General features: G+C 34.7%; 11 protein-coding genes. 4 read left to right on the top strand and 7 right to left on the bottom strand.

The window, feature by feature from the left end:
* Positions 1-79 precede the first annotated feature (79 nt).
* Both I5818_RS20960 and I5818_RS20965 read left to right on the top strand, forming a co-directional pair.
* Positions 80-1,117 (top strand): serine hydrolase domain-containing protein, encoded by a 1,038-nt coding sequence (locus I5818_RS20960; protein WP_078111278.1) that lies wholly within the window; start codon positions 80-82, stop codon positions 1,115-1,117.
* Positions 1,118-1,143: 26 nt separating this feature from the next.
* The gene (locus I5818_RS20965; RefSeq protein WP_078111279.1) at positions 1,144-1,557 is read left to right on the top strand and encodes a GNAT family N-acetyltransferase; all 414 of its coding nucleotides are present in this window, start codon (positions 1,144-1,146) and stop codon (positions 1,555-1,557) included.
* A gap of 159 nt (positions 1,558-1,716) precedes the next feature.
* Here I5818_RS20965 and I5818_RS20970 read toward each other — a convergent pair whose 3' ends face one another.
* The 4 genes from I5818_RS20970 to I5818_RS20985 all read right to left on the bottom strand — a co-directional run bounded on the left by I5818_RS20970 (position 1,717) and on the right by I5818_RS20985 (position 7,986).
* A complete protein-coding gene (locus I5818_RS20970) occupies positions 1,717-5,220 on the bottom strand; it encodes a S8 family peptidase (RefSeq protein WP_078111280.1) in 3,504 nt (1,167 codons plus the stop codon).
* A 305-nt stretch (positions 5,221-5,525) separates the two neighbouring features.
* Positions 5,526-6,116 (bottom strand): hypothetical protein, encoded by a 591-nt coding sequence (locus I5818_RS20975; RefSeq protein WP_078111281.1) that lies wholly within the window; start codon positions 6,114-6,116, stop codon positions 5,526-5,528.
* A gap of 222 nt (positions 6,117-6,338) precedes the next feature.
* Positions 6,339-6,758, bottom strand: coding sequence for a universal stress protein (locus I5818_RS20980; RefSeq protein WP_058006174.1), 420 nt, complete (start codon positions 6,756-6,758; stop codon positions 6,339-6,341).
* Between the two features lie 37 nt (positions 6,759-6,795).
* A complete protein-coding gene (locus I5818_RS20985; RefSeq protein ID WP_058006175.1) occupies positions 6,796-7,986 on the bottom strand; it encodes an MFS transporter in 1,191 nt (396 codons plus the stop codon).
* 391 nt (positions 7,987-8,377) lie between these two features.
* Here I5818_RS20985 and I5818_RS20990 point away from each other — a divergent pair, with 391 nt between their 5' ends.
* Positions 8,378-8,821, top strand: coding sequence for a MerR family transcriptional regulator (locus tag I5818_RS20990; protein ID WP_058006176.1), 444 nt, complete (start codon positions 8,378-8,380; stop codon positions 8,819-8,821).
* Positions 8,822-9,012: 191 nt separating this feature from the next.
* Here I5818_RS20990 and gdhA read toward each other — a convergent pair whose 3' ends face one another.
* Positions 9,013-10,392, bottom strand: coding sequence for an NADP-specific glutamate dehydrogenase (gdhA, locus tag I5818_RS20995; protein ID WP_390883604.1), 1,380 nt, complete (start codon positions 10,390-10,392; stop codon positions 9,013-9,015).
* A gap of 269 nt (positions 10,393-10,661) precedes the next feature.
* Here gdhA and I5818_RS21000 point away from each other — a divergent pair, with 269 nt between their 5' ends.
* Positions 10,662-12,056, top strand: a complete 1,395-nt coding sequence (locus I5818_RS21000; protein ID WP_078110469.1) for a protoporphyrinogen oxidase — start codon at positions 10,662-10,664, stop codon at positions 12,054-12,056.
* 13 nt (positions 12,057-12,069) lie between these two features.
* Here the strand turns inward: I5818_RS21000 and I5818_RS21005 are convergent, their stop codons facing one another.
* Positions 12,070-12,771, bottom strand: coding sequence for a hypothetical protein (locus I5818_RS21005; RefSeq protein WP_058006178.1), 702 nt, complete (start codon positions 12,769-12,771; stop codon positions 12,070-12,072).
* Between the two features lies 1 nt (position 12,772).
* Positions 12,773-13,258 carry an ECF transporter S component gene (locus I5818_RS21010; protein ID WP_078110470.1) on the bottom strand — a complete coding sequence of 162 codons (486 nt, stop codon included), beginning with the start codon at positions 13,256-13,258 and terminating at the stop codon, positions 12,773-12,775.
* Positions 13,259-13,268: the final 10 nt, after the last annotated feature.

A 13,268-nucleotide genomic window follows, 5' to 3' on the forward strand; every position in this document is an offset into this window, starting at 1 on the left:
CTAATATTATTTCCAAATTCATACAACAGAACATATATTCGTGATACAATATTATTAAAGCTTTAACTAGGAGGATAATATGAAGTTAAAGAATATTAATATTGAAGAAAGAATGAAACATTATAAGGTGCAAGGTTTAAGTATTGTGTTAATTGAAAACTGTCAAATTAACGGAGTAGAAAATTATGGTTTTCTTGAGGCAAATACCGATAGGAAGGTAAATGAGAATTCTATTTTTAGTGCTTGTTCGATTAGTAAATTTTTAACCGGAATGATGATATTAAAGCTAATTGAGGAAGGCCTTCTTGATTTAGATGAAGATGTAAATGAAAGACTTGAAACGTGGAAAGTGCCCGATAATGAATTTACAAAAAATAAACTTGTTACATTAAGAAACCTGCTTAGTCATCAAGCTGGAATCAAGGACCCTGAAGGTAGTTTTTTTGAACGAATTTCAGATATAGGCACTCCTTCAATAGTTGAATTGCTAGAGGGAAAAACACCATATTGTAAGGTTCCAATTGAAGTACAGTACGAGCCAGAGAGTGAATTCCAGTACTCTGATGCAGGCTATTGTATTATTCAGCAACTAATAGAAGATGTAACGAAAAAACCGTTTTATCAAGTGGTTAATGAGTTCATATTTAAGCCATTGGGTATGGAAAGTAGCTATTTAAATCCAACGATGTTAGAGATAGTAAAAAAGAAATTTTCTTGTGGTCATAATAAAAATGGTGAAATGGTAGATGGAAAATATCCTATTTACCCTTATCCAACAGCTTCAGGATTATGGACGACTTCATTAGATTTAGCTGCATTAGTCCTTGAGCTAATGAATGCTTTAAAAGGAAAAAGTAAAATTGGAATTTTAAAAAGTTTAGCTAAAGAAATGATAACTTCTCAAAGAGGAAGAAGCTGGGCTGGATTAGGTGTATTTCTAGAGGGTTCCGAAAAAGAATTAGAAATTACATCTATGGGTTGGGGAGTAGGTTTTCAGTGTATGATGGTGGCATATCCATACTTAGAAAAAGCTGCCGTTATTATGACGAATACAGAATTAGGCGTTCATCAATTGGAAGGGATTATTGGGGAGATATATAAATCTCTTCTACCATAAAAAATGTTGCTTTAGGGGGAAGAAATATGCAGATAGCTTTAGCGAATCCAATGCATATATCTGAGGTTGTAACTTTTTTTAACAAAAATTTAGACTGCAATAACAACGCAGTTTATTCTGAAGAGTTTTTATGTCCTCTTGGAATTAAAGCAGCTATAAAAAGAAAGCAAATGATCGTAGCAACAGTGGAAGGTCAAGTAGTGGGAGCCTTTCGGTTTTACCGAAAAAAGACACAAAATACGATATCTTTATATCAATTTGCAATAAGTAAGGAGTATCGTGGTCAGGGGTTATTAAAAAGGATGTTAAAAACGATAAATGATTTACCTATCATTGCTTTTTGCCCAACTGTTTCGGAATTCAATGACTATTTTCACAAGACGGATTGGGAACTACAACAACAAAGTGAAATGTTTAATGTTTGGGTTTATAATGTTTGATTAAAGCATTTGCTAAAACACACTTTTATTTGATTTTTTATTTCAGCTTTTCTCTTACAGAACCGAACAAGTTACACTACAAAGATATGCCTTTTCTAATAAAAAACTAAGGAGCTGGCCAATTCAGTCCCCAGACTAAACAGACACAGCTCCCTTCAATTAATTCAATGAAATAGTCAGCTTATATTTTTCCGTTCCTGCCTTACCAGTAGCTTCACTTAATTCAATATAGTAGGTTCCTTTATTTAGCTTTAGCTTAGCTAGCTCTTCATCACTTTCACCATAATCATCAAACCGTTTAATCAGTTTACCTTTAGAATTATATATTTCGATTACTCCGTCTAATGATTTTTCCATTTCAAGCATCATAGAGACATTCGTTGTTTTTTTCAAATCTAATCTAAAATGATCAATATCCCCAAAAGGAACACCTGCATTCATATACCCTTGTCCAATCAATTTCCCCTGTTGCTTCTTTAATACCAATGGTTTCTTTGGTATATGATTGGTTACCTCACCATCTTCATCAGTCTTTTGATCTTTTAATGCGATCATCTTGACCTCGTATGGATTTAAATTAACCTGAGGGATTAAAGGATTTAGGACTACAAAATACCCTACACCATTTTGGGCCTTGAATGATACGTCAATATCTCCTAAGGATAGATCAAATAGACTTGCACCAATCGGAATTGATTTTAACATTTCATCATTATCAATTTGTTTATTCCCATTTGTATCTTCAATTAACATTCCTGAAAAAATAGTAGATGGAAATAAATCAGCTGGAAGATTCCCCTTTTCCATTGCTGTACGTTGTTTCTCCTGAATTTTCAAATCCATGATTTGATTTGCACCATGGTGTTGATAGTAGTAATAATCGGTATCTCCTGGATAAATAAAGTAATTTTGATAGGTCTTCCCTTGGATCATATCTACAGCAGTCTCAAAACTATTTAAATCTTCATCTTTTTCAGGTGATGTTGCTACTTTATCTACCGTTAATAAATATGGATCAGCAGAAATATTCCCCATATCATTTTCCAGTTTAATAATGTATTGGGTATCCTTTTTCAAAGGAACATAGGAAGATGAGCTACCGATACCTAATAAGAGGGATAAAATATCACCTAGTCCTCCAGATAAATTACTATATGGCATTAACATATTTAGATCTGGATCATATTCATAAATACTTGAATTTATCAGCTGTCCCGGACCATTTTCAACTGAAATATCGTAAATTGCATCCTCGTTAGGAGAAATTGTATAGTAGTCCTGATCTCCTGTAATTTGAAAATAGCCTTTATGATGATTTTGAGTAATTGGTATAGATTGGGTCAATATTGCTTCGATTTCTTTCTCACTAAATTCGTTGCCATCATCATCTAATAAAGCGTCTAATCCACTATTTGTCTCTGTTGATTTCTTATCAGCATACTCAGAAATCGTCATTTGGTCATTAATAAACTGAGATTCAAGATTATCAACTAAAGGAAGTCCGTCCTCATCCTTCGGCAATATCGCTTGTTCTACTTTTAGATTGTAAGGATATGAGGAATAATCAAAGGATATCTCTTGATTCATCCCACCACCAGTTCCTAAAAGTCCAGCAAGTAGAGCGGTGATTGAAAAATCAGGCATGCTTTCATTGGAAACAGTAAGCATATACTTCATTCCTGGTATTGCTTCAAAGGAGAGTCGTTCACCTATTCCAATTCCATTATCATCAGAGTATATGATTGGAAGATACTCTAATTCCTGTTTATTTTCATTATTCAGTACTGATACGGAAAGTGTTGAATTAACCCCTGGAAGTCCATCTAATGTGAAAGATAATACTTTTGGTTCATTCACTTCAAAAGTAAAATAATCACTATCTGGCATTCCCTCCGTATTAAAAAGTGTTAATGGTTCACCCTTTTGCTCGGCAGAGTTATATGGAAAAGAATCAATCTTAATTGGCTGTTCCATAGAATTAGTATTTGGTATTAATGACGTAAATTTTTCAGCTGTAAAAGTAAAAGTCGATTTTCCAGTTTTACTATAGCTTCCATTTACGTCCTTAATCCCTATGACTAGTGTTCCATCCATATCTGCACTATATAAATAGGCTTCCTGACCACCAGCTCTTGTTTTATTTATTTCTAAAGGTTGTCCATTTATTTTTTGCGAGCCCTCTGGAAAAAAGTAAAAGTCCATCCCATAATCGAAGCTTTTTGCTGCATCTAAGACAGTTTGCACATGTTCTCCTGCTTTAAGCTCCATTTTAAATAGTTGTACTTCCTGCTGTAATGTAATTTTTCCATTAATACTATTTTTGCCTTCTTGTTTTAAAGGTTGTGCTGCTTTCAATAATTCAGAGCCTTGTACATCTATAAATTTTGGAAGTTGTTTTAGATCAAACTTCAATGCTGCAACTGGATTAACCAAACCATTTGCAAAGGTAAGATCATATCCATGCTCACCTAAATCGGTTGCAGTATTTTCTAGTATATACTCTATTTCATTTGGTTTAAGATTCGGATATTTTGATTTTAATAGGGATGCTACACCTGCTACTACTGGCGATGCCATTGATGTTCCAGTTAATTTCATAAATGTGTGATTCTTCTCGGTTGAATAGGCAGTACTATAAATTTCCTCGCCAGGAGCCACAAGATCAACACTTGAGCCATAATTGGATGATTCTGATAGTTGCTTATTTTTATTGATGTTTCCTACACTAATAACTCCCGGGTATGCAGCTGGATAAGAATAATCATCTGTTGCTTCATTCCCAGCGGCTGCAATCACTGTAATTCCTGCATCAATTGCTCTCTGAATTGCATCTGCTAGAATTGGTGAATTATTATAACTTCCTAGACTCATATTAATGATATCTGCCTTTTTCTCTATTGCATACATAATTCCTTGAGCGATTGTATAGTCATTTGCTGATTGACCACCATTAAATACATCAATCGGCAATATTTTGGCTTTAGGGTTAATTCCATGACCACCTAATCCATTATTGGCCGCGGCTGCAATAATTCCTGCTACATGGGTTCCATGCATATCTGGAACAGGAGTTTTAGCTGGTGCTGCAGCATTGTATGGTGGTAATACCTGTGAGCTTAATTCTGGATGACGATAATCGACACCCCCGTCAATTACAGCCACAACCACTTTATGATTTCCTGCATATTTTAAGGCTTTTTCAATATTCAGCATTTGCAGTTGATACATTTTACTCTTTTTCGGATCAACATCCCCAAGCTTTTTAAATTTTACACTTGGAGTAATTTCAGTAATTGCTTTATCATTCTTATATACCTTTAGTACTTCACTAAGTTTCTTTCCTTTAGGAATATAAACAATATCATATCCCAATGCTGGAATCGAACGGACCACTTGGACACCAGCTCTTTTATGTATTTCCTTAGATATTGTATGACTATACCTTACAACTAAAGTATCAATATCTAAATTTTCCTTCTGACTACTTTTGTAGGCATCAAGCTTTTGTTCCTTTTCAGATTTCAATAATTGTTCAGTCAATGCTGATTTCTTCATACTTGCACTCTGATACACTTCATCATTTTCTACTGCCTGTGCCACTGATGGAATGACCAACATTACAGAAGCAGCAATCGCTAATGAGGTTCTTAACATCCTTTTCATTCCTTTACCTCCCTTTTACACCTTTATATACGTTCAAGCCTAGTAAAAGTTTCAAATTTTACCAAATTATTATGGAATGAATCTAGTAAAATAGCAAGTTTTTCCGGTTAAATATTTATATATGATAAAGTTGTTTAAAGTTAGTTCATAGAAATGTAATAACCTCCTTTCTAATTTAGGAGGCTTTTTAAGATTTTGTTTACACTATCTATGAAAGTTGTTTTTCAGAATACTAAATTATTATTATTTATCTTCCTCACACTAATATCCAACTTCTCCCGTTTTAGACTGAATAAAATCATAAACTAATCCTCCCAATAAAAAATAGCATCCATGATTGAATACTCTCCAGGTTCCCTATAGATCGTGGGAATTTTCGTTTTAAAAGACAAAGGTTGATTCATCTTTTCAGCTTCTAACAGTTCATAATCAAATTCGTTTAAAGCTTGTTTCAATTTTTCTTCGATGGTTCGGAATTTCTTACTTAGCTTTAATTGATTTGTACCCCCCAGTAAAGAACCGTGTGCCCCACCCACTATTTCGTTTGTTTCAATACGAATTGTCTTATATCGGTCATCTTGCCCCATGATGGCTACAGGTGCTAAACGACAAATATCAATTATAATCCCCTCTGTCTTTATCTCTCGCCGACCATATTTCTCTTCAACGATTACGGCATCTTCTTTTTGATAACAAAAAAATTCAACAAATGATGCGTAGCCACTACCAAAATGATCCCACTCTACCTCACATACTAAATTTGGAATACGGTTTATTCGATAGTACAATCGTCTGATATGCGCTTCAATTTCTTGCTCATTTTTTGTGTCATAAGGAAACTTGCTCCCAATAATTTTTCCTTCAATTAAGTTTTGCAACTGTTCATTTGAAAACATAGATGAAACACCTCTCCTTTTCTTCATATTTGAATATAGAAATCTTCTTTCTCTTACTATACAAAGAAACAAATAAAGAAGGGATAAAAAAAATTCCACACCATCTTTTTAAATGACTTTTTTGTAAATGCACCAACTTTATTTTTCATGAACAGAAAAATGGCAAAAAAAAAAGTGGTTTATAAGAAATATAACTTATAAACCACCTACATCATATTTGATTTACTTTACTATAATAACCGGGCAAGGAGCCGAATGAGCTACCTTATGGCTTACGCTCCCTAGCAACGCTTCTTGAATAAACCCTTTTCCTTTGTTCCCCATTACAATCACATCATACTTATGCTCCTTCGCATAGGATGTAATCAGGTTTGCTGGGTCGCCATGAAAAGTATGTGTTTCAAAAGGAATATTAGCATCTGTCAGGAATTGAACAGCTGGAGTTAAAATTTCACGATTTTCTTCATCCATTAACTCAGACAAATTAATGTTATAAAGAGGTTCCTGCAATGGTAAATCTTTATTAATATGCAAAATAGTTACCTTTTCAGATCCTAGTGCTTTCGCTAATTCCGCAGAATGTTGTAAAGCATTTACAGAAGGCGTAGATCCGTCCATTGCTACTAATATTTTTTTATACATATGATCGCTTCCCTTCAATCATCTATCACCATACTTCTTAATGAGTCACTTTGTCGACATGTGCAAGGTGTTTACGTCCAGTAGCTACGACTAGCATGGCTAACAAGACAAAGATAGCACCAGTAATAAAAGGAATGTGTGGAGTATAGGTTTCAGCAAGCTTGTTTGCTAACCACGGTCCAACACCACCGCCTAGAAAACGAACAAAGCTATATGCAGCAGATGCAATTGAACGTTCAACCGGAGCTACCTCCATTACAGCTGTTGTAATCAATGTGTTATTCGTACCAAGGAATAATCCAGCTATTATTACGGCTACAATAATTGCCGTGCTTGAATCTGTCCATATTCCCATAGCTAAAAGTGTTAATGCAAAGAGCGTTAGCATCGTACACATAGATTTGATGGTTCCAAATTTTGCTTGAATTTTCGGAGCAACAAACACGGAAGTAAATGCTAAACAAAGTCCCCAACCAAGGAAAACATAGCCTAAACCATGTTCATCTAATCCCATAACAAATGGTGCGTATGCCATCAATGTAAAAAATCCAATATTGTAAAGGAATGCTGTTAATCCAAGTCTAAATAATCCTGGAAATTTTAACGCTTTAATTGGATCCAAGACAGAACTTTTTGTTTTTGATTTAGCTACTTTAGGCATTTTTAATAATAATGCTAAAAAGGCAATAATCATAAGTACACTTACACCATAAAATGGACCACGCCAAGAAATGGATCCTAATTCACCACCAAGCAATGGACCAACTGAGATCCCGAGTCCAATTGCCGCTTCATAAAGGATAATTGCTTTTGCCGTTCCACCGACTGATAATCCAACAATAGCAGATAGGGCCGTAGCAATAAATAATGCATTTCCAAGACCCCAACCACCACGGAAGCCTACAACACCCCATATTCCATTGGATGAGCCTGCAAGAGCGGAGAAAATAATAATAAATAAAATTCCTATTAATAATGTCCACTTAATACCAATTCTACTAGAAACTACTCCAGTAATTAACATCGCAATACCAGTAATCAAATTATAACTAGTAAATAACAATGATACCTGACTAGGGGTAGCATGAAGCTTTTCTGCAATGGCAGGTAATATCGGATCAACTAAACCTAATCCCATGAAAGAAATAATCGTTGCAAAAAAGATTACCCATATGACAAGTGGCTGTTTCGCCGACTGATTATGAGCTTTCAGCGCTTCTTCTGACATACCTCAAAACTCCTTTATATAATTTTTAAAATGAAAATAAAAAATGAAAACAGTAATGGTCGAGAAATCTTTTAAGCAACCAGTACATATTTTCACACAAAATAAAGAATAAAATTCCTATTAATCTTCCTAACTAAGTATATTACTTTATAACGTTTACGTCAACGTTAACTTTGTAAAAATGATGATATATATGATATTTTTAACATGCAGGGATTTAGGGATTAAGAGAAATCATGATGTATAATGATATTAAGTATATTTTTTATAAGCTCTTTCGCATTTAACTAGCGACCTATAAAATATACGATGGATTTTTTTTAAATGCATATACCTATTATTAATCAACATGATTATTTTATATAAAAATATTTTTCATAGGAGAGTATCAATGGATGAATTAAAAATAGATGATGTGGCTAAACAAAGTGGGCTCACAAAACGTACAATACGCTACTATGAACAACTTGGAATCCTTCCCTCCCCTCCGAGGAGCGACGGTGGCTTCAGACTGTATTCTCAAGAACATGTGGAATTTTTGAAGAAAATCACCAATGCAAAGGAAGTGATGGGATTTTCCTTACAAGAATTACAGGAATTCATTAAACTGAATGACGAATTAGAAGTTCAACGCATGGATTATCGACAGTTTAAAGGAACAAATAAACAGAAGGAAAAATTAGAGAAGGTTTATCAAACCGTAGTTGAACAATTAAATCTTATCGAGCAAAAAAAGAAAAAAATTTTGAAGGTAGAAGCTGATTTAGTTTCACTTAGGGATCGTGCAAAAGCTGCCTTAATCAGGTTTGAAAAGGAAGAGTCAGAAAAGAATTAATGAACAATGAAGCATCAGGGCACATGATGCTTCTTTTTTAGGTTCAATAATGATGACTGGAAAACAAACACCAAAGTTTGATTACCGACATGGTTGAGAGCGAGGGTCTAAAGACAGAATGTGGACGACAATTTATATTTCTTAATGAAGGAAGGAAAGGCCACAAAATTGTGTAGCCTCCTATTTTACAATTAAATCACTCCTTGTGCGATCATTGCATCTGCAACCGTTAAAAATCCGGCAATATTAGCACCGACAACGAGATTATTCGGTTGACCATATTCTTCTGCACACTCCATACTTTTTTGATAGATATTTTTCATAATTTCTTGCAACTTCACATCAACTTCTTCAAAACTCCAAGACAACCTCATACTATTTTGCGCCATTTCAAGAGCAGAAACGGCTACACCACCTGCATTTACTGCTTTTCCTGGACCAAATAGTACATGATGCTTATGAAAAAGTTCAATTGCATCTAATGTGGATGGCATATTGGCCCCTTCACCGACTGCCTTTACTCCGTTTTCAATCAAAAGAAGGGCTGAATCTGCATTAATTTCATTTTGTGTAGCACATGGCAAAGCAATATCACAAGGAATAGACCAAATGCTTGAACAATCTGGTGAATATTGTGCATGTGGATGCTCATTTACATATTCTTCGATTCGTTTTCTCTCAACTTCCTTCAAACGTTTAACAGTTGAAAGATTAATTCCAAATGGATCATAAATATATCCATCCGAATCACTGCATGCGACAACTTTAGCACCTAATTGTGTTGCTTTCTCCATCGCATAAATAGAAACATTTCCTGAACCTGATACAACTACTGTACTTCCACTAAACGACATCCCATTTGCCTTAAGCATTTCCTCGACAAAGTACACGGTCCCATAACCTGTGGCTTCCTTCCTTGCCAAGCTTCCACCGTATCCGAGTCCTTTTCCGGTTAGGACTCCAGCATGAAAATCTCCTTCAAGTCTTTTATATTGACCAAATAAATAACCAATCTCACGGGCACCAACACCTATATCGCCGGCTGGAACATCTTTGTCTGGCCCAATATATTTATATAGTTCTGTCATAAAACTTTGACAAAACCTCATAATTTCCTGATCAGATTTTCCTTTCGGGTCAAAATCTGCGCCTCCCTTGCCACCACCGATTGGTAGGCCAGTTAAAGCATTTTTAAAAATTTGTTCAAATCCTAAAAATTTAATAATACTTGCATTCACGGTAGGATGGAATCGGAGTCCACCTTTATAAGGGCCAATACTACTATTGAACTGTACGCGGAATCCACGATTTACCCTTACTTTACCAGTATCGTCCACCCAAGGCACACGAAAGATCAATAATCTTTCTGGTTCCACAATTCTCTCCAATATTCCATTTTCCATGTATTGTGGATTTTTTATAAACACAGGCAAGAGAGAATCAAATATCTCCTTGACTGCTTGTAGAAACTCTACTTCGAAAGGATTTCTTTCTTGTATACTTTCGTAAACTTCGTCCATATATTCAATCGCTGTCCGTTCCAGCTCTGTTTGCTTCTCTAATTCACGCATTTTCATACTGTCAGCTCCTTTGCGTTTACATTGATAGTTCAATTTTCCACTATTTACAATTATTAAACCAATATTAAAAAGAGATAGAAATCATGCCGAAATGAGAACAATTAACAATCCTTTTCACACTTTATACTTATGATATTGATAATTGTGGGAAATCCTACATGAAAGCTGTCACATTGTTTACATATTCACAAACTCACTAATGATTTATAATAATAATAAATAGATTATAGAAATTGTCTTAACATAAAGAGGTGAACAATTTGAAAACGATCGTAGTCATTGGTGGAGGTATTACAGGACTTTCAACCATGTATTATTTAAATCAACAATTAACTACCTCAGATAAAGAAGTAAAATTAATTTTAATTGAAGCAGATCATGAATTAGGTGGAAAAATCAAATCAATAGATAATAATGAATTTATTATGGAAACAGGAGCTGACTCCATTGTAGCACGTAAATCTGGTGTTGCTGCTTTATTAGATGAGCTCGAATTAGATGACGAAATTGTTCATAATGCTACTGGAAAATCTTATATTTATCATCACAATCAGCTAAAGCCGATTCCTGATGATACTATTTTCGGAATTCCTATGAGCAAAGAAGCTTTATTTAATAGTGAATTAATATCTGAAGAAGCCAAAAATGAGGCTTTAAAGGATTTTACAACACCAAATACTACCTTTACCAAAGATAGCTCTATTGGTTCATTTCTAGAAAACTTTCTTGGTAAAGAAATTGTCAATAATCAAATTGCTCCTGTACTTTCCGGGGTATATTCAGGCAAACTAAATGAACTTACCTTAGCTACTACACTTCCCTATCTTTTAGAATATAAAAATCAATATGGCAGTATTATTCAAGGTCTTTCAGAGAATAAAGAGAAATTCCAATCCGCTGATAACAAAAAATTCGTTTCATTTAGAAATGGTCTCTCCACATTAATAAAACGGATGGAAGAGCAATTAACGAATGTGAATATATTAAAAGGGATACGAGCAACTAAGATTGAACGTGATAATAGTCGATATATGATTTCGCTTGAAAATGATGAAAGGATTGAAGCGGATCAAATTATTCTAAGCACCCCTCATACTGTGGCACAATCGCTCCTACAGAATGACAACTTAGATACCGATTTCAATAAGCTAGTAAACTCTTCACTGATTAGTGTATATATTGGTTTTGATATCCCAGATGAAAAGCTTCCTGCAGATGGAACTGGCTTTATCGTTCCAGAAAATAGTGAGCTAATTTGTAATGCTTGTACGTGGACAAGTAGAAAGTGGACACATACTTCAAAGAACCATCGGCTTTTATTGAGACTTTTTTATAAGAACACGAATCCGGATACGTTTACCTATTTAAACAGCTTAGGAAAAGATGAACTGCTGCAAGTGGCTTTAAAAGATGTGGAAAAAAGCTTGGGGATAACAGGGGAACCAGTATGCTCAGAGGTAACAAAGTGGACGAAAAACATGCCCAAATACCATCTTACCCATCGTTCAACGATCGAATCACTAAACAAAAAACTAAATGACTTATTCCCTAATATTCTACTTGCTGGCTGCTCCTACTACGGTGTAGGTATTGCGGACTGCATTTCGAATGGAAAACAAACCGCTGAAATTATTTTTAATCAATTAAATGCATAAAGAAGGCGGGCACTCATAAGTGGTGGAAAAGAGTGCCTGCTTTTTTTATTAATTTATTTTCGCTTTTTCGTTGATAGGCAATCAAGAAGCATGTAGCAGGACCAGAGGATTTTAAAAGATCGATCGTACTTTCTTTTGAAATTCTATCTAAAGACGAATTTAATTTTTTTAACTTATATAAGACTCCTTTTGATCCAACGGGTAAAATATGTGTAACTTCCTCTTGACTACACATCCATTTAAATAAAGAAAGTGGTGCTACTTGGTCTTTCTGTTCAATGACCTCACTGCCTACTAATGGCATACCAATTAAAGCAAATTTTGTTGTAGGCTGAATAGGTACTTCCTTCATTTCTGACTTATTCATTTTCCCTAAAATAGTTACTCCTAACGCAGATTGAGTTAATTGAAAATTACTTTCCGTGCTTCCGATCATTGATATTTCATCCAAACCGAGTTCTTCTATTCCCTTCTCAATTCCCAATTTCATCGCTTCCCATGATTCCTCTTGACAGAAATTATGAATCACAACACTGAAAGGGATAGCACCTGCTGCCATACATTCCATTACTGCAACTCGAAATGAAAAATAAGCTACCGTTTCATAAGGTACTTTCACTACATCCTCAGCTTTTAACCCAATGGCTCCACTATTATCAGTTGATATAACGATATTTTCCGTATCATTAAATGGTACAATCAGCACATCTCTCATCTTAATCCCCTCTTTTAATCACTCTAGATAATCTTTCTTGAAATACTCGTACAAAGAGAAGGGCTACAACAATATTTATTGCTGCACCAATCATTAGCGATGGAATCATAACTATAAAAAATGACCAATTTAATAAAAATATAAATGGAATAGGACTAATGAGTGCATTCCCAATCCAAAACATAACTGCAGCTAACTTTTTCTTTCCTGTTTGATATAAATATCCATAGATGAGAACACAAAAAGTCATTTCAAACGCTATTAATAGATGGAACGGACCTAATGGAAATCCTGTTAGCAAGGCAGAAAGAAGATGACCAACTCCTGCAACAATTCCTCCCATTCCTACACTAAACAAACTCGCAATCACTAAGGATGGAAATGCATCTAATCCTACACTTCCAACAATTGCAGGGATTTTTATTAATGACCCAATGACAGTGAATGCAAAACCTAAGGCAAACCAAACGATTTTTTTACTAGTCATATTTCCCCCT

Source organism: Heyndrickxia oleronia (assembly GCF_017809215.1).
Classification (GTDB): domain Bacteria; phylum Bacillota; class Bacilli; order Bacillales; family Bacillaceae_C; genus Heyndrickxia; species Heyndrickxia oleronia.